This window comes from Rhodoferax sp. RT4P68, assembly GCF_056521305.1.
The window spans coordinates 58,981-80,591 of sequence record NZ_JBWMBB010000016.1 but is presented as its reverse complement, the minus strand read 5'-3'; the positions used below and the strand labels follow the sequence as shown (position 1 = coordinate 80,591).

The 21,611-nt window shown below is 66.1% G+C and carries 20 protein-coding genes; 4 read left to right on the top strand and 16 right to left on the bottom strand.

Going from position 1 to position 21,611, the window contains the following annotated elements; translation table 11 throughout:
- Window positions 1-65: 65 nt before the first annotated feature.
- From AC099J_RS27280 to AC099J_RS27220, 13 genes are all read right to left on the bottom strand, one after another.
- Window positions 66-527, bottom strand: a complete 462-nt coding sequence (locus AC099J_RS27280) for a GatB/YqeY domain-containing protein (protein ID WP_479618446.1) — start codon at window positions 525-527, stop codon at window positions 66-68.
- Window positions 528-606: 79 nt separating this feature from the next.
- Window positions 607-819 (bottom strand): 30S ribosomal protein S21, encoded by a 213-nt coding sequence (rpsU, locus tag AC099J_RS27275; RefSeq protein ID WP_007833691.1) that lies wholly within the window; start codon window positions 817-819, stop codon window positions 607-609.
- 120 nt (window positions 820-939) lie between these two features.
- A complete protein-coding gene (locus AC099J_RS27270) occupies window positions 940-2,160 on the bottom strand; it encodes a BaiN/RdsA family NAD(P)/FAD-dependent oxidoreductase (RefSeq protein ID WP_479618445.1) in 1,221 nt (406 codons plus the stop codon).
- A gap of 119 nt (window positions 2,161-2,279) precedes the next feature.
- Window positions 2,280-3,056, bottom strand: coding sequence for a uroporphyrinogen-III C-methyltransferase (gene cobA / locus AC099J_RS27265; RefSeq protein WP_479618444.1), 777 nt, complete (start codon window positions 3,054-3,056; stop codon window positions 2,280-2,282).
- On the bottom strand, window positions 3,053-3,958 hold the full coding sequence (ybiB, locus tag AC099J_RS27260) for a DNA-binding protein YbiB (protein ID WP_479618443.1): 906 nt from the start codon (window positions 3,956-3,958) through the stop codon (window positions 3,053-3,055). The genes cobA and ybiB overlap by 4 nt, the downstream gene beginning before the upstream one ends.
- Before the next feature lie 71 nt (window positions 3,959-4,029).
- A complete protein-coding gene (locus tag AC099J_RS27255) occupies window positions 4,030-6,831 on the bottom strand; it encodes a nitrate reductase (protein WP_479618442.1) in 2,802 nt (933 codons plus the stop codon).
- A 4-nt stretch (window positions 6,832-6,835) separates the two neighbouring features.
- Window positions 6,836-7,258 (bottom strand): nitrite reductase small subunit NirD, encoded by a 423-nt coding sequence (gene nirD, locus AC099J_RS27250; protein ID WP_479618441.1) that lies wholly within the window; start codon window positions 7,256-7,258, stop codon window positions 6,836-6,838.
- 16 nt (window positions 7,259-7,274) lie between these two features.
- On the bottom strand, window positions 7,275-9,734 hold the full coding sequence (nirB, locus tag AC099J_RS27245; RefSeq protein WP_479618440.1) for a nitrite reductase large subunit NirB: 2,460 nt from the start codon (window positions 9,732-9,734) through the stop codon (window positions 7,275-7,277).
- Between the two features lie 25 nt (window positions 9,735-9,759).
- Window positions 9,760-10,632, bottom strand: a complete 873-nt coding sequence (locus AC099J_RS27240) for a GAF domain-containing protein (protein WP_479618439.1) — start codon at window positions 10,630-10,632, stop codon at window positions 9,760-9,762.
- A 10-nt stretch (window positions 10,633-10,642) separates the two neighbouring features.
- Entirely contained in the window at window positions 10,643-11,452 is an 810-nt protein-coding gene (locus tag AC099J_RS27235) for an ABC transporter ATP-binding protein (protein ID WP_479618438.1), read from the bottom strand.
- Complete coding sequence (ntrB, locus tag AC099J_RS27230; protein ID WP_479618437.1) at window positions 11,449-12,363, bottom strand: nitrate ABC transporter permease; 915 nt, start codon at window positions 12,361-12,363, stop codon at window positions 11,449-11,451. Before ntrB ends, AC099J_RS27235 begins: the two co-directional genes overlap by 4 nt.
- A gap of 12 nt (window positions 12,364-12,375) precedes the next feature.
- Entirely contained in the window at window positions 12,376-13,632 is a 1,257-nt protein-coding gene (locus AC099J_RS27225; protein ID WP_479618436.1) for a CmpA/NrtA family ABC transporter substrate-binding protein, read from the bottom strand.
- 328 nt (window positions 13,633-13,960) lie between these two features.
- Entirely contained in the window at window positions 13,961-15,175 is a 1,215-nt protein-coding gene (locus AC099J_RS27220) for a nitrate- and nitrite sensing domain-containing protein (RefSeq protein ID WP_479618435.1), read from the bottom strand.
- Between the two features lie 60 nt (window positions 15,176-15,235).
- On the opposite strand from AC099J_RS27220, the gene tsaD reads away from it, so the two are divergent.
- Entirely contained in the window at window positions 15,236-16,264 is a 1,029-nt protein-coding gene (gene tsaD, locus AC099J_RS27215; protein ID WP_479618531.1) for a tRNA (adenosine(37)-N6)-threonylcarbamoyltransferase complex transferase subunit TsaD, read from the top strand.
- 28 nt (window positions 16,265-16,292) lie between these two features.
- Here the strand turns inward: tsaD and AC099J_RS27210 are convergent, their stop codons facing one another.
- Complete coding sequence (locus AC099J_RS27210; protein ID WP_479618434.1) at window positions 16,293-16,679, bottom strand: Hsp20/alpha crystallin family protein; 387 nt, start codon at window positions 16,677-16,679, stop codon at window positions 16,293-16,295.
- Between the two features lie 92 nt (window positions 16,680-16,771).
- Between AC099J_RS27210 and AC099J_RS27205 the strand changes: the two genes are divergently transcribed.
- Window positions 16,772-18,046, top strand: coding sequence for a branched-chain amino acid ABC transporter substrate-binding protein (locus AC099J_RS27205; RefSeq protein ID WP_479618433.1), 1,275 nt, complete (start codon window positions 16,772-16,774; stop codon window positions 18,044-18,046).
- 15 nt (window positions 18,047-18,061) lie between these two features.
- On the opposite strand, the gene AC099J_RS27200 is transcribed toward AC099J_RS27205, so the two are convergent.
- Entirely contained in the window at window positions 18,062-18,313 is a 252-nt protein-coding gene (locus AC099J_RS27200; RefSeq protein ID WP_479618432.1) for a hypothetical protein, read from the bottom strand.
- Window positions 18,314-18,432: 119 nt separating this feature from the next.
- On the opposite strand from AC099J_RS27200, the gene AC099J_RS27195 reads away from it, so the two are divergent.
- Together AC099J_RS27195 and AC099J_RS27190 are read left to right on the top strand one after the other, a co-directional pair.
- Window positions 18,433-19,602 carry a pyridoxal phosphate-dependent aminotransferase gene (locus AC099J_RS27195; RefSeq protein WP_479618431.1) on the top strand — a complete coding sequence of 390 codons (1,170 nt, stop codon included), beginning with the start codon at window positions 18,433-18,435 and terminating at the stop codon, window positions 19,600-19,602.
- Window positions 19,603-19,821: 219 nt separating this feature from the next.
- On the top strand, window positions 19,822-20,721 hold the full coding sequence (locus tag AC099J_RS27190) for a LysR family transcriptional regulator (RefSeq protein WP_479618430.1): 900 nt from the start codon (window positions 19,822-19,824) through the stop codon (window positions 20,719-20,721).
- 6 nt (window positions 20,722-20,727) lie between these two features.
- On the opposite strand, the gene AC099J_RS27185 is transcribed toward AC099J_RS27190, so the two are convergent.
- Window positions 20,728-21,609: a M90 family metallopeptidase gene (locus AC099J_RS27185; RefSeq protein WP_479618429.1), complete on the bottom strand. Its 882-nt coding sequence runs from the start codon at window positions 21,607-21,609 to the stop codon at window positions 20,728-20,730.
- Window positions 21,610-21,611 lie beyond the last annotated feature (2 nt).

The window sequence follows — 21,611 nt, the reverse complement described above, 5'->3', positions numbered from 1 at the left end:
GGTTCGCCTGCCCGAGCAAAGTTGCGGTGAAGCTGCCAGCGGCGATGCAAGCAGCTGTAACGCGATCAGCCGGCCAATGCCTGCTTAATCGCTGCCGAGACCTGCGCCATCTCGGCCTTGCCGGCGAGCTCGGCCTTGGCCGCAGCCATTACGCGGCCCATGTCGCCCGGGCCCTTGGCTTGCAGCCGCTCGACGATCTGGCGCACGGTGGCCAGCACGGCGTCGGCGTCCAGGCGCGCGGGCAGGTAGACCTGCAGCACCTGGATCTCAGCCGCTTCCTTGTCGGCCAGTTCCTGCCGGCCGGCCTGTTCGAAGGCGGCGATCGAGTCTTTGCGCTGCTTGATCAGCTTGTCGACGATGGCGATGACGGCCATGTCGTCCAGCGTCACGCGCTCATCCACTTCCTTTTGCTTGATGGCAGACAGCAGCAAACGAATGGTGCCCAGTCGCTCGGCCTCCCTGGCGCGCATGGCAGCCTTCATGTCGTCGGTGATGCGGTCTTTCAGCGAAGGGGTGGCAGTGTCCATGCGAATCTCCTGGTGGAATGGAAAAAGCCCGCGCTGGGTGCACCAGCGCGGGCCTTGGAAGCGGGGGTGTGCCCGGCTGTCAGTACAACTTCTTGGGCAGTTGCATGGACCGCACGCGCTTGTAGTGGCGCTTGACCGCAGCAGCCTTCTTGCGCTTGCGCTCGGCTGTGGGCTTCTCGTAGAACTCGCGGGCACGCAGATCGGTCAGCAGGCCCAGTTTTTCAATGGTGCGCTTGAAGCGGCGCAGCGCGACATCAAAAGGCTCGTTCTCTTTAACGCGGATGGTGGTCATGTGTCGGTTGGAATGAATGTTGGCTTGGGGAAGATCAGGCCCCGGGCCGGGTGTCCTCAACTGCAATCTTTTGAGGCCCGCTGAGGGAAGGCCAAAGTTAGCCGGGCATTATAGCCTTCTTCAGGGCGCGGCCAGCGCCTGCGCGCAGCTGTAGGCGCTGGCCCAGGCCCACTGGAAGTTGTAGCCGCCTAGCCAGCCCGTCACATCGACCACTTCACCGATGAAGTACAGGCCGGGCTGCTTGGACTCCAAGGTCTGCGAGGAGAGGTCGCGCGTGTCCACGCCGCCGGCCGTGACCTCGGCTTTGCGGTAGCCCTCGGTGCCCGTGGGCACCAGGCTCCAGCCGTGCAGGCTGTCGGCCAGCGCGGCAAGCTGCTTGTCGGGCACTTCGTTCACGGGACGCTCCCAGGCCGGCTGGCGCTGTGCCCAGGTAGCGGCCAGCCGGCCAGGCAGACGCTCGCCCAGCACGTTGGCCAGCAGCTTGCGCGAAGTCAGTTTGGCCTGGGCCAGTGTGGTGTGCAGATCGGCGCCGGGCGCCAGGTCCAGCGCCACCGGTGTGCCGGGCTTCCAGTAGCTGGAGATCTGCAGCACGGCCGGCCCGCTCAAGCCCCGGTGCGTGAACAGCAGGTCTTCGGAAAAGCTGGCTTTGTCGCGCCGCGCGCCGGTGGCAATCTCCACCGGCAGTGACAGCCCGGCCAGTTCGGCGAACGGCTGCCACTGCCCGGCGTCGAAGGTCAGCGGCACCAGGGCCGGGCGCGTCTCGACCATGCGCAGGCCGAACTGACGCGCCACGCGGTAGCCGAAATCGGTGGCGCCGATCTTGGGGATCGACAGCCCGCCGGTGGCGATGACCAGCGCGCGCGTTTGCACGGTGCCACGGTCGGTGTCCAGCGCGTAGCGGGCGTCGCCCTCCGCGACGCTGCGGATCTGCTGCACGGCGCAGGGCTGCCAGCGTGTGACGCTGCCGCCCGCAGCGCCGGCTTCGCATTCGCGCAGCAGCAGGTCGATCAGGTCCTCGGCCGAGCGGTCGCAGAACAGCTGGCCCTTGTGCTTCTCGTGGTAGCCGATGCCATCACGCTGCAGCAGCGCGATGAACTGCTGCGGCGTGTAGCGCGACAGCGGCCCGCGGCAGAAGTGCGGGTTGTCGCTCAGGAAGTGGCGTGGGCCGACCTCGACATTCGTGAAATTGGCGCGGCCGCCGCCTGAGATGCGGATCTTCTCGGCCACCTTGGCGCTGTGGTCCAGCAGCAGAACACGCAGGCCGCGCTGGCGTGCCACGCCGGCGCAGAACAGGCCGGCCGCGCCGGCACCGACGATGACGGCATCGAAAGAACTTTCCATCGCGGGAGCATACGGCCCAAGTGAGCGCGGTCAGTGAGGAGAGCCGGGTCGCGCGTGTCCCAAGCGGTGGCGGGTTGCGCGGGCTGGTCGTGCGGCGCGGTTGCGCGAGCTGGCCCGGTTCAGGCGCTGCGCTGCTGTGCCAGCGGCAGCGCCAGCTGCGCCATGCCGCGCACCACGTCACCCACCACGATGATGGACGGACTGGCCATGCGCTCGAGCGCGACCGTTTGCGCCAGCAGGCCCAGCGTGGTCACAGCGTGGCGTTGGTGCGGCAGGCTGGCGCTCTGCACGATGGCCACTGGCGTCGACGCCGGCAGGCCGCTCAACAGCGCATCCTGGATGTGGGCGACGCCACTGACACCCATGTAGACCACCAGCGTCAACCGGGCGTCGCGCGCGGTCGCCGCCAGCGCACGCCAGTCGATCTTGGCGTCCTCGGCCTTGGCGTGGCCGGTCACGAACACCACGCCCTGGGCATGCTCGCGGTGCGTCAGCGGGACGCCCAGCGAGGTGACGGCCGCCAGCCCGGCCGTGATGCCGTTGACGACCCGGCATTCAATGCCGGCCTCGCGCAGGTGCTCGACCTCTTCGCCGCCCCGGCCGAAGATGAACGGGTCACCACCCTTGAGCCGCACCACGTGCTCGCCCTCGTGCACCGCCGTGATCATCAGCTTCTCGATGAACGCCTGCGGTGTGCTCTTGCAGCCGCCGCGCTTGCCCACGTGCACGATGCGCGCGCCGGGCTGGGCCCAGGCCAGCACCTCGTCGTTGACCAGATCGTCGACCAGCAGCACGGTGGCGGCCTGGATCGCCTTGACGGCTTTCAGCGTCAGCAGTTCGGGGTCGCCGGGGCCTGCGCCCACCAGCGTGCAAGTGCCTGTGTTCAACGTGTTCATGCGTGGGTGCTCAAGAGCTGGATGTGGCGGACCTGGGCCACGATGGCGTCGGGCACCGGCAGTTCGCCTGCCAGCACGCGGCGTGTGTAGTCGGCAGTGGCGGCAAGGTCGACCGATGCGGGCAACCCCGCCACCTGGGACAGCGTGCCGGGTTGCTGGGCCTGCAGCGCCAGCGCCGTGCCGCGCGCGAAGCCGTCGATCTGCAGCGTGCGGCGCGGGTCGCAGACGACCTCGCCCTCCATGCCGCGCGAGAGCATGCCTGTCATGCCCAGCAATGCGAACAGTTCGGCCATGACGGTGGCAAACGCCGGATGCGTGTAGCTGCCCACCACCACGCTCGGGCCATCGACAGGCGCCATCAGCTTGACCACGCTGTGGCCGGCATTGCGCAGGCCGACCACGCGGCGCACGTCCAGCAGCCGCTTGAGGCCCGGGTGCAGCACCTCCGTGGGCACGAACGCGACCTCGCCACTGGCGATCTTGCGCACGCCGCTCCAGGCCGGGTGGCCCAGCGCGGCCAGCACATCGCTGGCCAGCACGCGGGTCGACTCGGTGGCGCTGCCGTGCACCAGCACCGGCAGCCCCTCGCGCGCCAGCAGCAGCGCCAGCAGCGGTGTCAACACCGGCAGCTTGCGCGCGCCGTTGTAGCTGGGCAGCACGACGACCGGCCGGTCGCTGGCCGGCAGCAAGCGCAACCGCGCATGCGTGGCGTCGAGAAAGCCCGCCATCTCCGGCGTGGTCTCGCCCTTGATGCGCATGGACAGGCAGAAGGCGCCGATCTCCAGATCGGTCACCTGGCCGTCCAGCACCTGGCCGAACAGATCGGCCGCCTGCTCGCGCGCCAACGGTTTGGCGCCTCGCGCGCCGCGGCCGATTTCCTTGATGTAGTGGGCAATGCTCATGGGTGTGCGGATTGTCCCGCAGCTCTTATGCCGATCCGTGAGTCGGCTTATGCCGCCATCCACGACCGCGTTCACGAGACTGCCTCCGCGCTGCGCACCATGCGTTTGAGCTCGGGCAGGCACGAGCCGCAGTTGGTGCCGCATTTCAACGCGCCCTGCAAGCTGGCCAGGCGCTCCTCATCGCTGCCACTGCAGCGCGCCAGGTGTTCGTCGATCGCGGTTTCGCTGACGCCCAGGCAGCTGCACACCGTCTTGCCGCGCGCGGCGATGCCAGCCGGCGCCTGTGGCTGGAACGACAGCAGTTGGCGCCCGAAGGCCTGGGCCGGCAACTGGTCTTGCAGCAGCGCCTTGATCCAGCTCTCGGCGCGGGTGTCGCCGGCCAGCAGCACGCCTTCCACATGGGCGTCCACACCGCCGCGCAGCAGGCGCACGGCGCGCCGCTGGCCGCGCCGGGCGTCCGCGTAGCGCAGCGTGTCGATGCCTGACAGGCCGAGCAGTGATTCGATCTGCACCAAAAGCGCGTCGTCCGGCTTCTCATGGCCGGCCGCGCGCAGCAGCACGCCGGTGCGCTGCGTGGTGCCGGCCGACAGCGCATCGGTCGCACCGAACGGCACGCAGCTGGCGAAGGGCAGGGCATTGGCCAGCTCGCGCAGTTGTGTGCGCACGCTCAATGCCGTGTCAGCCGGCAGCCAGGCCATGGCCAGCAGCGACCAGGGCAGCTCGGCCTTGAGAATCTTCACCGGCGTGTGCTTGAGCTCGGGCTGCTTGGAGATCGGGCAGTGGGCGGGCGTGGTCAGCGCATTCACGCCGACCAACGGCTCACCGGTGCTGCTGCGCCCGCCCAGATACTCCGGGCCCCAGTGCATGGCGATGAAGGCCTGGCTCATGCCCAGCTCCGGACTGGCCGCCACCGGCACCACGATGGAGCCATGGCGTGAGGTCACATGGACCAGATCACCTGGCACCAGCTGACGCCGCGCCATGTCCTGCGGGTGCATCTGCACCACCGGCTCGGGCGCGTGGCCGAACAGTCGGCCCAGCGTGCCGGTACGGCTCATGCCATGCCACTGGTCGCGCAGGCGGCCGGTGTTGAGCGAGAACGGGAAGCGTGCTTCGCGCGGCTCGGCCACGCTTTTGTAGGGCGTGTCGGCAAAGCGGGCGCGGCCGTCGTCCGTGGGGAAGACGCCGTCTTCGTACAGCCGCGCGCGGCCCGTGGCCTCGCCCTCGCGCAGGGGCCATTGCTGCGGCCCTTGGGTGTCGAGCATCGGCCAGCTCATGCCGGTGATGTCCAGATCACGCCCGCGCGTGCTGCTGCGGTGCTCGTTCCAGACGGCCTCGGCGTCGTCGTAGGGAAACAGCGTGGACGCCGTGCGCGCGAAACCGCGCTGCTCCAGCCGCCGCGCGAAATCGGCGGCGATCGACCAGTCGTGCCGCGTCTCGCCCGGCGCCGGCACGGCCGCGCGCACGCGGGAGATGCGACGCTCGCTGTTGGTGACGGTGCCGTCTTTCTCGCCCCAGCTGGTGGCCGGCAGCAGCAGGTCGGCAAAGGCGCAGGTGGCGGTGCCGAGGAACGCTTCCTGCACCACCACGAACTCGGCACGGTTCAACGCGCGACGTACCGTGGCCTGGTCTGGCATGGACTGCGCGGGGTTGGTGCAGGCGATCCACAGCGCGCGGATTTCGCCGTCGGCTGCGGCTTCGAACATTTCGATCGCGTGCTTGCCCGGCGTGCCGGGGATGCTGTCCACGCCCCAGAGCGCCGCCACTTCGGCGCGGTGCGCGGGATTGGCCATGTCGCGGTGCGCAGACAGCAGGTTCGACAGGCCGCCCACTTCGCGCCCGCCCATGGCGTTCGGCTGGCCCGTCAGCGAGAACGGGCCGGCGCCGGGCCTGCCGATCTGCGCGGTGGCCAGGTGCAGGTTGATCAGCGTCGCGTTCTTGGCCGTGCCGCTGGACGACTGGTTCAGCCCCATGCAATACAGGCTGAGCGTGGCCTTGGACGTGGCGAACCACCGTGCCGCCTGCAGCAGTGCGGCCTGCGTGATGCCGCACACCTGCGCCACCTTCTCGGGTGTGCAGTCGCGCACCGTGGCCTTCAGCGCGTCGAAGCCGCTGGTGTGGGCGGCGATGTATTCCGGCTTCGTCCAGCCTTCCCACAGCATCAGGTGCAGCATGCCGTGGAACAGCATCACGTCGGTGCCCGGCGCAATCGCCAGGTGCAGGTCGGCGATCTCGCAGGTGTCGGTGCGGCGCGGGTCGGCCACGATGATCTTCATCGCCGGGTTGGCGCGCTTGGCGTCTTCGATGCGGCGAAACAGGATGGGGTGCGCCCAGGCGGTGTTGCTGCCGGCGATGAACAGGCAGTCCGTGTGGTTCACGTCGTCGTAGCAGGCCGGCGGCGCATCGGCGCCCAGCGTCTGTTTGTAGCCGGCCACGGCGCTGCTCATGCACAGGCGCGAATTGGTGTCCAGGTTGTTGGTGCCCAGAAGGCCCTTGGCCAGCTTGTTGAAGACGTAGTAGTCCTCGGTCAGCAACTGGCCAGACAGGTAGAAGCCCACCGCGTCCGGCCCATGGTCGCGGATGACCTGGCCAAATGTGTCGGCGGCCAGGTCCAGCGCCGCATCCCACGCGATGGGCTGTGGTGCTGTGCCGCGCTGCAGCCGATGCAGGGGCTGCAGCAAGCGGGTCTGGCGTGTCACCAGGGCGGTTGCCGTCAAGTGCAGCGTCGAGCCCTTGGTGCACAGCCGGCCGAAGTTGGCCGGATGGTCCGGGTCCCCGCGCACGCCGGTGATCTGCTCATCCCGGGTCTCGATGATCACGCCGCAACCCACGCCGCAGTAGGGGCAGGTCGAGCGTGTGTCGGTCGTCGTCATCGGTTCAGGAGGAATGCGGCGCTTGCACCGCGTAGCTGGCATCGCCCAGCGCACCTGTGGACGCGCCAGGCCCCGCCACCGGGCGCGCCAGGTCGGTCGCACGCGTGGCCAGTTCGTGGGCGTTCAACTGGACCAGCCCGTCCTGCACCAGCACCTCGAAGCGCGGCGTGCAGCCTTCGTCGGGCGCCAGCGCGCAGCCGTCGGCCAGGCCGATGGTGAAGTTGTGCAGCGGGCAGGCCACCGTGGTGCCGAACACGATGCCTTGCGACAACGGGCCGCCCTTGTGCGGGCAACGGTCGAGCAGTGCGAACACCTGGTTCTCAGCGTTGCGGAACACGGCGACATCCACACCCTTGGCACGCGCCACGCGGCGCGAGCCGAGCATCGGGATGTCGTCGACGCGGCAGATCACCGTCCATTCGTTCATGTGCATCTCCTCGGGTTCAGACGACGCCCGCGGGCTCGGCAGCGGTGGAGGCCACCGGATGGAACTGGCGCACGTCGACCGACGCGCGCACCGATTCGAACCACGGGTCAGGCTCGCCATCCAGAGCAAACTGCAGCCGCTCCCACAGCGCCTGGCGGCCTTCGGCATCGTCCACGATGCGCTTTTTCACATGGTCCAGCCCCACGCGGCCGATGTAGTGCACCGTGCGCTCCAGGTACCAGCCTTCGGTGCGGTACAGCTCCAGGAACGCGCCGGTGTACTCCATGACCTCCTCGGGCGTCTTGAGCTTGACCAGGAACTGCGCCACCTCGGTCTTGATGCCGCCGTTGCCGCCGACGTAAATCTCCCAGCCGGAGTCGACACCGATCACGCCCACGTCCTTGATGCCGGCCTCGGCGCAGTTGCGCGGGCAGCCACTCACGGCCAGCTTCACCTTGTGCGGCGAATACATGGCCCACAGCGCGCGCTCCAGGTCCTTGCCCATCTGCGTGCTGTCCTGCGTGCCGAAGCGGCACCACTCGCTGCCGACGCAGGTCTTCACCGTGCGCAGCGACTTGCCGTAGGCAAAGCCCGAGGGCATGCCGATGTCGCGCCACACGTCCTGCAGGTCTTCCTTCTTCACACCCAAGAGGTCGATGCGCTGGCCGCCTGTCACCTTGACGGTCGGGATGTTGTACTTGTCGGCCGCGTCGGCAATGCGGCGCAACTCGTCCGGCGTGGTGCAGCCGCCCCACATGCGCGGCACCACCGAATAGGTGCCGTCCTTCTGGATGTTGGCGTGGCTGCGCTCGTTGACGAAGCGGCTCTGTGGATCGTCCTTGGCCAGCTTGGGCCAGGTGCTGATGAGGTAGTAGTTGACGGCCGGGCGGCAGCTGGCGCAGCCGTTGGGCGTGCGCCAACCCAGGCCGGCGTAGACCTCGGCATGGCTCAGGAACTTCTGCTTGCGGATGGCGTCTCGCGTTTCCTGGTGGCTGGCGTCGGTGCAGCCGCAGATCGCCTTCTTTTTCGGCGTGGCCGAATAGTCGCCACCGGCGGTGAACATCAGGATCTGCTCGACCAGCCCGGTGCACGAGCCGCAGCTGGCGCTGGCCTTGGTGTGCGTCTTGACCTCGTCCAGCGTGAACAGGCCCTTGTCCTTGATGGCCTTGCAGATGGCGCCCTTGCTGATGCCGTTGCAGCCGCAGACCTCAGCCTCATCGGGCATGCCGGCGGCGCTGCTGTGGCCGGCGTGGCCCACGTCGCCGATGTTCGATTCGCCGAACATCAGCTTGTCGCGGATGTCGCTGATGCTGCGACCATCGCGCAGCAGCTTGAAGTACCAGCTACCGTCCACCGTGTCGCCGTACATGCAAGCGCCGACCAGCTTGTCGCCCTTGATTACGAGCTTTTTGTAGACACCGCCGAACGGGTCGCTCATGACGATTTCTTCCGTGCCTTCGCCGCCCATGAAGTCGCCGGCGCTGAACAGGTCGATGCCGGTCACCTTGAGCTTGGTCGAGGTCAGCGAGCCCTGGTAGCGGCCGATGCCGAACTGCGCCAGGTGGTTGGCCGCCACCTTGCCCTGCTCGAACAGCGGCGCCACCAGCCCATAGGCGATGCCACGGTGCTGCGCGCACTCGCCCACCGAATAGATGCGTGCGTCCGTCACGGTCTGCATGGTGTCGTTGACCACGATGCCGCGCTCGCAGTGCAGGCGCATCTTTTGCGCCAGCTCGATGTTGGGGCGGATGCCGACCGCCATCACCACCAGGTCGGCCGGCTCCTCAGTGCCGTCCTTGAACCTGATCGCGGTGACGCGGCCTTCGGCGTTGCCCACCAGCTCTTGCGTGTTGGCGCTGAGCTTGAACTTCAGACCGCGCTCTTCCAGCGTCTTGCGCAGCAGGCCGGCGGCCACGTCGTCCAGCTGGCGCTCCATCAACCACGCGTTGACGTGGACCACGGTGACCGACATGCCGCGCATCATCAGCCCGTTGGCCGCCTCCAGCCCCAGCAGTCCGCCGCCGATGACCACTGCATGCTTGTGCGTCCTGGCGGTCTCGATCATGGTGTTGGTGTCGGCGATGTCGCGGTACGCGATCACGCCCTGCAGGTCCTTGCCCGGCACCGGCAGGATGAAGGGGTTGGAGCCGGTGCACAGCAGCAGCCGGTCGTACTCGGCCTCGGTGCCATCGTCGGCGCGCACGATGCGTTTGACACGGTCGACCTCGGTCACCTTCTTGCCCGCGTGCAGCGTGATGTGGTTCTCGCCATACCACTCCCAGCTGTTCAGCACGATCTGCTCGACCGTCTGTTCGCCAGCCAACACCGGCGACAGCAGGATGCGGTTGTAGTTGGGGTGCGGCTCGGCGCCGAACACGGTGATGTCGTAGAGCTCGGGCGCCAGCTTGATCAGCTCTTCCACTGCCCGGATGCCGGCCATGCCATTGCCCACCAGCACCAGTTTCATCTTTTTCATCGTGGTCCTCCGCTCGCTGGGGTGATCAGAAGTCCAACGCCATGACCGCGCTGAGCCGGCCGCCGGGCGCGACGGGAATCGCGATGCTGTTGCCAGAGACCACTGGCTGGCAGCTGGCGAAGGCGCGGGCGATGGTGCCGTCGCTGTCGCTGGCCGTGCCTTCGAGCACGCCCTTGGCCTCGGAGAATCCGAAGCGCCGTTGCGGCGCGCTGTCGGCGCCCAGCTCCCACACCGATACGCCGCGCGCGATCGGCGTGGCCAGCGCGGACAGGAAGGCGATCACGTACTGCGCGCCGTCGATGCTGGAGCCCGGAATTGCAAAACCGCGGTTGATGCCCACCTTGACGGCGCTGTCGGCGCGCAGGAAGCCCGAGCCCTTGCCCAGGTCGGGCAGGAACACCGGGCGGTTCTGCTCCCAGGCCATGCCCGGCAGGCCGGTGCCCTTGCGAAAGGCGGTGGCGCGTGAGATGAACTCGAAGGTGTCGCCCGTGGTGCCGTAGTAGCCGTCCACCAGCTTCAGGTCGGCCGATTCAGCCGGCTGGTTGGCCCACAGCTCGATGGCGCCCGCGTGGTCGTTGTCGTCGCCACAGAACATGACGACGACCGCACGCAGCGTGCTGCCATCGAACACCGGCAGCGCAATGCCGCACGACAGGCCCTCTGCCTTGGCGGCAGCGCTGCGGCGGAAGTAGGCGTTCGACAGATCCTTCAGCACGACCGGGTGGCCCAGTTCCCAGACCTGGCCGGGCAGCCCCTCGCCACGGCCGAAGCACAGGCGCTCGGTGGCCGCCTCGAAGCGCGTGGCGCCGCCGAAGATGCCGCCACCGAATTCCAGCAGGCTGCCGTCTGCGCTGGGCAGCCAGTACTCGACGACGCGGATGAACGTGTTGTGTGCCATGGTGTGCTCCTCAAGCAGCTTTTTCGACGTGCGCCTGGCGCGTGTAGAGGAAGTCGATCACGGCCTTGCGGTACATGACGTAGTGGCGGTCTTCGGCCAGTTCGACTCGGTTGCGCGGGCGCGGCAGGTCCACGCTCAGCACCTCGCCGATGGTGGCGGCAGGGCCGTTGGTCATCATCACGATCTTGTCGGACAGCAGCACGGCCTCGTCCACATCGTGCGTGACCATGACCACCGTGCTCTGGGTCTTCTGCACGATCGCCAGCAATTCGTCCTGCAACTTGGCACGGGTCAATGCGTCCAGCGCGCCGAACGGCTCGTCCATCAGCAGCACTTTGGGCTCCATGGCGAGGGCGCGCGCAATGCCCACGCGCTGCTTCATGCCGCCGGAGATTTCGCCCGGGCGCTTGTGCGTGGCGGGCGTGAGGCCGACCAGGGCCAGCGCCGCATCGGTGCGGGCCTTCAACTGGGTCTTGGTTTCCTTCTCGCCGAACACGCGCTCCACGCCCAGGTAGATGTTCTCGAAGCAGGTGAGCCAGGGCAGCAGCGAGTGGTTCTGAAACACCACGGCGCGCTCGGGGCCGGGGCCGGCGATTTCGCGGTTGGCGCACAGCAGCACGCCCTCGGTCGGCCGCGTCAGCCCGGCAATCAGGTTCAGCAGGGTGGACTTGCCACAACCCGAGTGGCCGATCAGCGCGACGAATTCGCCCTTGGCCACTGTCAGCTGGATGTCGCGCAGCGCGATGAAGGGGCCGCGCGCGGTCTTGAACTTCTGCTCGACGTTCTGGATGTCGATGAATTTGCGGTCGGCGGCGTTCATGACTTCACTTCTTCGAATGTGAATGCGGAAGCCAGCTTGATCAGCGCGAACTCGAGCACCAGGCCGACGATGCCGATCACGAAGATGGCGATGATGATGTTCTTGACGTTGAGGTTGTTCCACTCGTCCCACACCCAGAAGCCGATGCCCACGCCGCCGGTCAGCATCTCGGCGGCGACGATGACCAGCCAGGCGGTGCCGACGGCCAGGCGCACGCCGGTCAGCATGTAGGGCAGCACGGCCGGAAACAGGATCTTGCTGACGATCTTCCATTCGGAGAGATTCAGCACGCGGGCCACGTTCATGTAGTCCTGCGGCACGCGCTGCACACCCACGGCGGTGTTGATGATCATGGGCCAGATGGAGCAGATGAAGATGGTCCAGATGGCGGCGGGGTTGGCGCCTTTGAACACCAGCAACCCGATCGGCAGCCACGCCAGCGGCGAGACCGGCCGCATCAGGCTGATCAGGGGGTTGAACATGCGCGACAGGAAGGTGAAGCGCCCGATCGCGAAGCCCGCGGGAATACCGACCAGCGCCGCCAGGCCAAAGCCCAGTGCCACCCGCTGTAACGACGACAACACGTTCCAGCCCACGCCCTGATCGTTCGGGCCGTTGCTGTAGAACGGATCACTGAACACCTCGACCGCCTGCAAAAAGGTTTCGCGCGGCGTGGGGATGCTGCCGGCCGTGGCCATGGAGACGATCTCCCACAGCACCACCAGCAAGCCCAGCCCGGCGATGGGCGGCAACACACGCAGCCACAGGCCGCGCCAGTCGAAAGGGTTGCGCCGCGCCGCTGCGGGGGCAGCGGCGTCGTTGGCAGCAGTCGTCGCTAAAGGCTTGGGCTCGCGCGTCTGCGGCTCGGCCAGGGCGGTCTCGATCGGGGAGTGAAATACAGCAGAAACCATGGTGGTGCTCCTTCAGGCCTGGACCTTGAAACCGTCGGCGTACTTCGTCGGATCCTTGCCATCCCAGACCACGCCGTCCATCAGCTTGCTGGTGCGCATCGGGTCTTTGGGCACGCTGATCTTCAGCGCGGTGGCGGCCTCTTTGTAGAGGTCGATCTGGTTGATCTGTTTGGCGACGGCCAGGTAATCCGGGTGTTCCTTCAGCAGGCCCCAGCGCTTGTGCTGGGTCAGGAACCACATGCCGTCGGACAGGTAGGGAAAGTTCACCGCCCCGTCGTCGAAGAACTTCATGTGGTTGGGGTCGTCCCAGGTCTTGCCCATGCCGTTGTCGTAGCGGCCCAGGATGCGCTGGTTGATGGCGTCGGCACTGGTGTTGATGTAGGACTTCTCGGCCACCGTGTCGGCCATCTTGGCCTTGTTCTGCAGGTTGGCGTCGATCCACTTGCCGGCTTCCAGCACGGCCATCATCACGGCACGGCAGGTGTTCGGATTGGCCTTCACAAAAGCGGCCTGCGTGCCGAGCACCTTCTCGGGGTGGTCCTTCCAGATGTCCTGCGTGGTGATGGCGGTGACGCCGATCTTGTCGATGATGGCGCGCTGGTTCCAGGGCTCGCCGACGCAAAAGCCATCCATGTTGCCCACGCGCATGTTGGCCACCATCTGCGGCGGCGGCACGACGATGACCTTGGCGTCCGTCACGGGGCTGATGCCGGACGCCGCCATCCAGTAGTTGAGCCACATGGTGTGCGTGCTGGTCGGAAAGGTGCCGGCGAAGGTGTAGGTGCGCTTTTCCTTGGCCATCAGCTTGGCGAGCGATGGGCCGTCGACGGCGCCCTTGTCGGCCAGTTGCTTGGACAGCGTGATCGCCTGGCCATTGCGGTTCAGGCCCATCAGCACGGCCATGTCCTTCTTGGGGCCGCCGACGCCGACCTGCACGCCGTAGATCAGGCCATAGAGGACGTGCGCCATGTCCAGTTCGCCATTGCTCAGCTTGTCGCGCACGCCGGCCCAGCTGGCTTCCTTGCTGAGGACGATCTTCACGCCGTATTTCTGGTCCAGGCCCAGCACCGAGGCCATCACCACGCTGGCGCAGTCGGTCAGCGGGATGAAGCCGATCTTGACTTCCTTCTTCTCGGGGGCATCGGAGCCGGCAGCCCAGGCGCTGCGCGCGCCCAGGGTGCCCAGCCAGGTCGCGGCGGTGGCGGCGCCGGCCTTGCGGATGAAGTCGCGGCGGCCGGGCGTGGCCGGCAGGGATTCGTGAAGGCGCATGTCAACTCCTGAAGACGAGAACACGGATTCGGAAAGCAAAACGGCGTCCATTTCGGACCCGCGGCAGTGCTGCGGATGGGAAATGGACGCCGTTGTCCAAGGGGATGGCCTAAGCCGATGAGCAAACCGCCGTTGGCCTGCTTCGACTGTGATCTAGCAGATTGCGTGCCTGCTCGATTTGCCGCCTATACCCCGTGTTCTGCCATCCGGAACCGGGGAGTTGTCCCTAGGCGTGCACAGCGCGTGTCCGGACAGGAAAAGCGGGCGATTCTGGTGCGCGGGAGCTGAATCGGCACAACTATTGTGCAGTGCAGCAAGCCGCCAGCGGTCAGAGGTAGTCGGACATCGCCAGCACCGATTGCGCGACGTCCAGCAGCCTGCGGTTCTGGTTCATGGCGGTCTGGCGCAGCATCTTGTGGGCTTCGGCTTCGTCCACTTTGCGAGCCGCCATCAGCAGGCCCTTGGCGCGCTCGATCAACTTGCGCTCGTTCAGCGATGCGCGCACGTTCTCCAGCTCATCGCTCATTTCCTGCAGGCGCTGCGATTGCTCTTGCACCATGCTGAGGATGGACCGGTCCAGCTGCGGGCCGTAGCCTGCCATGTGGTCGGTAGCGCCTGGCGCCGTGGTGAGCGACAGCCCGGCGACGATGACCTGCTGGTCGTGCAGCTCGGCACGGGCATGCGCAATGCGGCGCTCGCACAGGCCGCGCAGGCGCGTGGCCAGCAGTTCCTCGACATCGCGCATGCGGTCGATGCGCAAGGTGCTGATGTCATACCAGACCTGGCTGAGGTCCGGGTCCAGCCCCGCGTCGGTGCGGGGCGCGCAGCCGATGCGCCGCAGGCGCTCCAGATCCGCCAGGGGGCTGGCCTTTTCGGCCATGTGCCAAGCCTCGCGCACGCCCGCGTCCGAGAAGTTCATGGCGACCTGGAAACAGCGCTCCTGCGACTCGATCAGATGCACCCACTGTTGCTGGCTGGACGCTTCGGCATGGCCGCAGGCGAATCGCCCACCGCCCAGCGCCCGCTCCTGGCCGGCGAATTCCTTGCCCTGCATGAAGTTGAACAGGGCGACCAACGCGCGCGAGATCTCCGGGTCTGTCGCGCTGTCGGCGGCCTCGAACACCACCGCGAGCAGGCCGGCCACGAGGCGCACGAAGGCGGTGGTCGAAGCGTCGTGGTCGATCGCCAGTGCTGCCACGCGCTGGCGCAACTCGGGCAGGGCGTCGAGCGCATACAGCACAACGGCAATGCGGCTGAACAACCGTGTGCCGTTGCGCACATGGCCGACGTGCGTGTCCAACGCGTCGAACTGCGCGCGCACCCGCACAGTCAGCTCGTCGCATTGCACGCACTGGCGTTTGCGCTGGTCTGCAAAGCGCGAGCCGCCGGAGGCCAGGAAGACATTGGACAGGCCACGCTCGCGCTGCAGCGCGTGGACGAGGCTGCCGATCACGCTGACGAGTTCACCGGTCAGCGCGAGCTGCTCAAGATCGCCGATCTCGCATTCGCGGGCCGCGACCAGATAACTGAGGCCTGTTTTCATCGTGGTTGTCAGTGTGGCCGTCAGCAACAACCGTGCCGGCTGCCCACTACACTGCCCGCCATGTTGGTACTGGGATTCGAATCTTCTTGCGACGAAACCGGCGTGGCGTTGGTGGACAGTGCGGGCTCCATGGCTCCGCGGCTGCTGGCCCACGCACTGCACAGCCAGGTCCGGATGCACGAGGCCTATGGCGGTGTGGTGCCGGAACTGGCCAGTCGCGACCATATCCGTCGCGCTTTGCCCTTGGCGACCCAGGTACTGATGGACGCACGCCGCACTTTGGCGCAAGTCGATGTCGTCGCGTATACACGCGGGCCGGGCTTGGCCGGTGCTTTGCTGGTCGGCGCCGGGATCGCTTGCGCGCTGGCGGCGGCGCTGGACCGGCCGGCGCTCGGCGTGCACCACCTGGAAGGGCATCTGCTGTCGCCCTTCATGAGCGCCGATCCGCCTGAGTTTCCGTTCGTGGTGCTGCTGGTCTCCGGCGGCCACACCCAACTGATGCAGGTCGATGGGGTGGGCCGTTACACCATGTTGGGCGAGACCATCGACGATGCGGCCGGTGAGGCGTTCGACAAGTCGGCCAAGCTGATGGGACTGGGCTACCCCGGTGGCCCGGCGCTGGCGCGGTTGGCTGAGCAGGGTGACCCACGCGCCTTCGCGCTGCCGCGGCCGCTGCTGCACAGTGGCAACCTGGATTTCTCGTTTGCAGGCCTGAAGACGGCGGTGCTGACGCAGGCCAAAAAGCTGGGCCCTGACCTGCAAGCGCGCAAGGCCGATCTGGCGGCCTCCACGCAGGCTGCGATCGTCGAAGTCCTGGTCAAGAAGTCGCTTGCCGCGGTGCAGCGCAGCGGCTTGGATCGCCTGGTGGTGGCTGGTGGCGTCGGGGCCAATCAGGACTTGCGCGCGCAGCTGAACGCGGCATGCGCGCAACGAGGGGTGCGGGTGCACTACCCGGAGTTGGAACTGTGCACTGACAACGGCGCCATGATTGCGATGGCTGCGGCGATGCGCCTACAGGCCGGCGTCGAACAGGCCAGCAGGCGCTATGCCTTCGATGTGAAGCCGCGCTGGCCGCTCGACGCGCTATAGCGCACCGAGCGCGCCAGTCGCGCTGCTCTCACTGGATCGCCAGCTTGGCGACGTTGCTGACGGGCAGCTTCTTCGCCAGCTTGAGCGTCAGAACACCGTGCTCCAACGTGGCGGTGCTGGCGGCGGCGTCGATGTCCAGTGGCAGTTCATAAGCGGCCTTCACCTTGCGGGCTGCGGACTCGAGGCTCTCGATCCGCACCACGGCGCCTTCGATGCCGATGGTCAGCTGGTCCTTGGCGATGCCGGGGAGGTCCACGCTCAAGGTCCAGGACTGTGCGTCCTGGGTGAAGCTGTGGCTCTTGGTGCCGTTCTGGCGCACGGAGGCCACCTCGTTGAAGAAGCGCTCGAAGCTGCGGTCCACAGAACGGGCGACAGGGCTGTAGCTGGACTGGCGGATGACGGGGGCGAACAACATGGGTGGATCCTCTTAAACTCCGCGGCTCTCAACACGAGCGCCACATGCATCCAATCTGTGCGCAACGCTATGATTTTCAAGGGGTTTTTTTGATGAATGATGTTCGCCGGATGGTCTTGAAAACGGTGATCGCGGCGCTATCTGCCGGCGCGCTGGCGCCAGTGCGCGGGCAGGGCGGTCCGGTCCGCCTCGCCATGATCGAGACGCTGAGCGGCCCGTTTGCCAACACGGGAGAGGCGGTGTTCCGCAACCTGGTGTGGGCGGCAGAACGTGTCAATGCGCGCGGCGGATTGAAGCTGCCGGGCGGCGCGCGGATGTTGGAGATCACGCGCTACGACAGCAAGGGCCAGAACGAAGAAGCACTGAGCGCACTGCGCGCGGCCATCGACGACGGGGTCCAATTCGTGACCCAGGGCAATTCATCGGCGACGGCTGCTGCGCTGCTCGATGCGATCAACAAGCACAACGAACGCATGCCGGCGCAGCGGCTGCTGTATCTGAACTATTCCGCCGTCGACCCCGCGCTGACCAACGAGCGCTGCAGCTTCTGGCACTTCCGATTCGATGCGCATGCCGATATGCGGATGGCGGCGTTGATGGAGGTGCTCAAGGACGACCGAAGCGTCGGCAGTGTGTATCTGCTGGGGCAGGACTACAGCTTCGGCCAAGCGGTCCTGCGCGAAGCCAGGCGCCAGTTGACGGCGCAGCGCCCGGACGTGGCGATCGTCGGCGACGAGCTGCATCCGCTGGGCCGCATCAAGGACTTCCTGCCGTACGCCGCCAAGATCAAGGCCAGCGGCGCCCAAGCGGTGATCACGGGCAATTGGGGCAACGATCTGACGCTGCTGGTGAAGGCGGCCCGCGAATCGGGCTTCGACGGCAAGTTCTACACCTTCTACGGCAACGCGCTGGGCGCGCCCGCGGCGATCGGGGACGCCGGTATCGGCAAGGTTGTCGCGGTGGCTGACTGGTTGCCAAATGTGGCGACGGATTCCAGCGAGGCGTTCTATCGCTCTTTCCGCCAGCGCTATCCGAAGCCGGCAGACGACTATGTCCACATGCGGATGCAACTCATGGTGGAGGCTCTTGCCCAGGCGATCGAGAAAGCCGGTCGGCTCGATGCGTTGCAGGTCGGGCTGGCGTTGGAGCAAGCGGCGGTCAGCTTGTCAGGGCGGGCCGGCCGTATGCGGGCGTCCGATCACCAGTTTCAGCAGGCGCTGGTCGTGGGTCTGATGGACCGCCAGGGCGCGCCTGGCGTCCCGTTCGATGTCGAGGGCTCGGGCTACGGCTTCCGCGTCATCAAGCAGGTCGCTGCTGCGGGCGCCGAAATGCCGACCAGCTGCGTGATGTACCGGCCAAGTCTGTGATGGCCCGATGCCGAATCAGCTGGCGAAGCCTGAGCAGGCACCGGCGTTGGGCCGACCCTTGCACTCGCGCAGCAGGCGGCGTTCGCGCTCCCTGGTGCTTTCCTGCGACGCGCTGGGGATGAACTTGGGCATGGCGCCCTTTGGCTTGGCAGCTTGAGTGCCCGCTGCCAGTTTGGCTTTTTTCTCCGGGGCTGCCATCGCGCCTGACGCACTGCCAAGAGTCAATGCACATGCCATCCACAACACAGCCAGGTTCGAGTAGCGCATCGACGTTCCTTCGCTTGAATAGAGCGTGTCAACGACGGCACTGCGCTCGGGTTGACCAGGGCGTTGTTTACGATGGGGCCCCTGTGCGATAGCGCACATTTTGAGCATCGGACAACGACATGCGACAAGTGATCGAACAGCTGGCCGCCTCCCAAATTCGTGAGGTCGCCAATGCCGGCCTGGGCCGCCATGACGTTCTCCCCTTCTGGTTCGGGGAAAGCGATGAAGTGACGCCCGATTTCATCCGGCGCGCTGCCATCGCATCGCTGGAGCGCGGCGAGACCTTCTACGCGCACAACCTCGGCCTGCCTGAACTGCGCGAAGCCATCGCGCGGTACATGAGCGCCCTGCACGGGCCTGTCGATGTGGAGCGCATCGCCGTCACATCTGGCGGCGTCAACGCCTTGATGCTCGCCGTGCAGGCCCTCGTGGAAGCCGGCGACGACGTGGTGGCTGTCACCCCGGTGTGGCCCAACCTGACGGCCCAGCCGGCGATCATGGGCGCGCGCGTGCGGTGTGTGCCGTTGCGCCCTGTGCAGGAGGGCGCGCGTGCGGGGCATTGGGAGCTCGATCTCGATGGCCTGCTGGCGGCCATCACGCCCGCCACGAAGCTGCTGATCGTCAATGCCCCCAACAACCCGACGGGCTGGACCCTCACAGCTGCAGAGCAGGCGGCGCTGTTGGCCCATTGCAGGTTGACCGGCACCTGGATCCTGGCAGACGAGGTCTACGAGCGGCTGTATTTCGAGCCTGCGCCCAATGCGTGCGCGCCGAGCTTTCTGGACGCAGCGCAGCCTACGGATCGACTGGTCGTCGTGCACAGTTTTTCCAAGAGCTTTCTGATGACAGGGTGGCGTCTGGGCTGGCTGGTCATGCCGGCGACCATGACGCCCCACATGGGCAAGTTGATTGAGTTCAACACCTCGTGTGCCAGCGTTTTCGTCCAGCGTGCTGGCCTGGCTGCGCTGGAGAACGAAGAGCTTGTGACGCCTGGCGTGGTCGAGCGATTGCGTAACTGCCGCGACATCCTGATCCCGCTGCTGGCCGAGCTTCCGGCGGTTCAGGTGGCTTTACCAGCGGGTGGCATGTATGCGTTCTTCCGGATCGCAGGGCTGGACGATTCCTTGTCTGTCGCTAAAGCCCTCGTGCGGGATGCCGGGCTGGGTGTGGCGCCCGGCAGTGCATTCGGACCTGAAGCAGACGGTTGGCTGCGATGGTGCTTCGCGTCACATGATCCCGCCCGGTTGGTGTCAGGTGTTAAGCGTTTGAAAATTTGGTTACTGAAATAGACCAGATCTTGATGTTTTTGGTACAAAAACTCTGACAAGTGAAAATAGCATACAATTCAGCCGTGAATAATGTTGGTTAAAACGCAGAAAAATCGTATTCAACTGTAAATGTGACTTTTTTGTGTACCGAATTGGAGGGCTCACCTTAAGATTTGTCCACTCTGCTGGCGAATGAACGCTAGGCACCGGAGCCGAACAAAATGATGAATAGGTGTGGCAATGGATCGAATTTCCGCAATGCGAGTGTTCAGCGAGGTTGTGACCAGAGGCAGCTTCACGGCGGCTGCCAACACATTGGGCATGTCGAGGGCAATGGTGACCCGGCATATCGGCGAATTAGAGCGATGGCTGGGTGCGAGACTTTTGCAACGGTCGACGCGGCGCCTCTCACTGACTGAAGCCGGCGAAGCCTGTGTGGTGCGAAGCCGCCAGCTGCTCGAACTTGTCAACGATGTAGAGCAAGTGGTCGGCCAGCGGGACACCGAGCCGCACGGCCAAATTCGTGTGCTTTGCAACCCCGCATTTGGGCAGACCCACTTGGCGTCGATCATGGTGGACTACCTTGCGAGGTATCCGCGCACCAAGATCGATCTGGTCCTCAGCGACCAGACGCTCAATCTGGTCGACGACCGCATCGACTTGGCGATTCGGATGACCAACGAACTCGATCCGGCATTGATCGCCAAGAAGTTTGCGACGTTCCGCACAGTCCTGTGCTGCGCCCCCAGCTACCTGGTGAAGAACGGCACGCCGAACACCCCGGAGGATCTCACGCAGCACAACTGCCTGGCGCATTCACGCGTCGAGAAAAGCCAGTGGAGCTTCGCGCGCGGCGATGACGAGCGGTTGGTCCAGGTTTCAGGCAGTTTCAGCGCCAACGACGTGATGGGCCTCGTCCACGCAGTGCGCGCTGGCGGGGGCCTTGCACTGCTGCCCAACTACGTCGTCGCTCCCCTGCTCAACAGTGGCGAACTGGTGGCCGTGTTGTCGGAATGGCAGTCCGACAGCGTGGGCATCTACGGTGTCTACGTGTCGCGTCGCCACCAACCGGCCAGCCTGCGGACCCTGCTGGAATTTCTGGCGGCGCGTCTGGGGCCAGTGCCCGTTTGGGAGCACTGATCAGCGTCAGCCCGCAGGCCCTGATGGGGTGCTGCGGTAGAACGCGTCGAGCAGCGCCAGCAAGGTGTTGCATTCCTCGCCGAACCTTTCTCGATTGACGAAATACGCTTCGCAGGCCACTGCAAAGAACTCTTCCAGGCTGTGTGCGCCGTACGGGTCCAGCCAGGGCTGGGTTCCTCCGAATCTTTCGGCGATCAGCACGCGGTCGCAGAACGCATCGTAAGCCTCCTGCCAGATGCACAGCCAGACACGTCTGGCCTCGTCTGCGGATCGGTGGCCCATGAACCCTGGCCAGAGCCAAGGGCAGCCATCGGCTACGCCGTCGGCCATGTCGATCTTGTGCGCGAACTCGTGGATCACCACGTTGTAGCCCCGGTCCGCGGTCAGGCCAGCGTCGGCCACGTCGGTCCAACTCAGCATGACTGGGCCGAGTTCCATGGCTTCGCCCGCGAGCACCTCGTCGTAGTAGTGGACGACACCGGCGTCGTCGATGTGTTCGCGGCGTGCGACGACCTCACTTGGGTGCACCACGATGCCGACGAAGTCGCTGTACCAGGCCAAGACCGATCCGGAGGACAGGTCCGACTTGCCCGGACGCGCCTGCACGTGCAGCAGAGGCAGGCAGGCTTGGGCTCCAATGGCAATTGCCATCTGGTCGGTGATCTTCAGGCCGTCCGCACCGTAAAACTCCTTCTGCCCGAGGAACTCGCGGACCAACCGTTTCAACTTGTCGCGGTCCGCGCTTCCAAGGGCAGTCAAAAAGGCGAATGTGCCAATGCTTTGCTGCCACAGATCCTCGGGGATCTCCGGTGTGCTCGAGCTGAGGCGCCCGAGGCCGCGAAGCCAGCGACTCGCGTTCTGCCAACGATCCGGCCAGGTGCTGCTCATCC

Excerpts from the sequence above, each read along its gene's own strand:
- AC099J_RS27280 (WP_479618446.1), bottom strand. The coding sequence starts at position 527 with ATGGACACTGCCACCCCTTCGCTGAAAGACCGCATCACCGACGACATG.
- rpsU (WP_007833691.1), bottom strand. The coding sequence starts at position 819 with ATGACCACCATCCGCGTTAAAGAGAACGAGCCTTTTGATGTCGCGCTG.
- AC099J_RS27270 (WP_479618445.1), bottom strand. The coding sequence starts at position 2,160 with ATGGAAAGTTCTTTCGATGCCGTCATCGTCGGTGCCGGCGCGGCCGGC.
- cobA (WP_479618444.1), bottom strand. The coding sequence starts at position 3,056 with ATGAACACGTTGAACACAGGCACTTGCACGCTGGTGGGCGCAGGCCCC.
- ybiB (WP_479618443.1), bottom strand. The coding sequence starts at position 3,958 with ATGAGCATTGCCCACTACATCAAGGAAATCGGCCGCGGCGCGCGAGGC.
- AC099J_RS27255 (WP_479618442.1), bottom strand. The coding sequence starts at position 6,831 with ATGACGACGACCGACACACGCTCGACCTGCCCCTACTGCGGCGTGGGT.
- nirD (WP_479618441.1), bottom strand. The coding sequence starts at position 7,258 with ATGAACGAATGGACGGTGATCTGCCGCGTCGACGACATCCCGATGCTC.
- nirB (WP_479618440.1), bottom strand. The coding sequence starts at position 9,734 with ATGAAAAAGATGAAACTGGTGCTGGTGGGCAATGGCATGGCCGGCATC.
- AC099J_RS27240 (WP_479618439.1), bottom strand. The coding sequence starts at position 10,632 with ATGGCACACAACACGTTCATCCGCGTCGTCGAGTACTGGCTGCCCAGC.
- AC099J_RS27235 (WP_479618438.1), bottom strand. The coding sequence starts at position 11,452 with ATGAACGCCGCCGACCGCAAATTCATCGACATCCAGAACGTCGAGCAG.
- ntrB (WP_479618437.1), bottom strand. The coding sequence starts at position 12,363 with ATGGTTTCTGCTGTATTTCACTCCCCGATCGAGACCGCCCTGGCCGAG.
- AC099J_RS27225 (WP_479618436.1), bottom strand. The coding sequence starts at position 13,632 with ATGCGCCTTCACGAATCCCTGCCGGCCACGCCCGGCCGCCGCGACTTC.
- AC099J_RS27220 (WP_479618435.1), bottom strand. The coding sequence starts at position 15,175 with ATGAAAACAGGCCTCAGTTATCTGGTCGCGGCCCGCGAATGCGAGATC.
- tsaD (WP_479618531.1), top strand. The coding sequence starts at position 15,236 with ATGTTGGTACTGGGATTCGAATCTTCTTGCGACGAAACCGGCGTGGCG.
- AC099J_RS27210 (WP_479618434.1), bottom strand. The coding sequence starts at position 16,679 with ATGTTGTTCGCCCCCGTCATCCGCCAGTCCAGCTACAGCCCTGTCGCC.
- AC099J_RS27205 (WP_479618433.1), top strand. The coding sequence starts at position 16,772 with ATGAATGATGTTCGCCGGATGGTCTTGAAAACGGTGATCGCGGCGCTA.
- AC099J_RS27200 (WP_479618432.1), bottom strand. The coding sequence starts at position 18,313 with ATGCGCTACTCGAACCTGGCTGTGTTGTGGATGGCATGTGCATTGACT.
- AC099J_RS27195 (WP_479618431.1), top strand. The coding sequence starts at position 18,433 with ATGCGACAAGTGATCGAACAGCTGGCCGCCTCCCAAATTCGTGAGGTC.
- AC099J_RS27190 (WP_479618430.1), top strand. The coding sequence starts at position 19,822 with ATGGATCGAATTTCCGCAATGCGAGTGTTCAGCGAGGTTGTGACCAGA.
- AC099J_RS27185 (WP_479618429.1), bottom strand. The coding sequence starts at position 21,609 with ATGAGCAGCACCTGGCCGGATCGTTGGCAGAACGCGAGTCGCTGGCTT.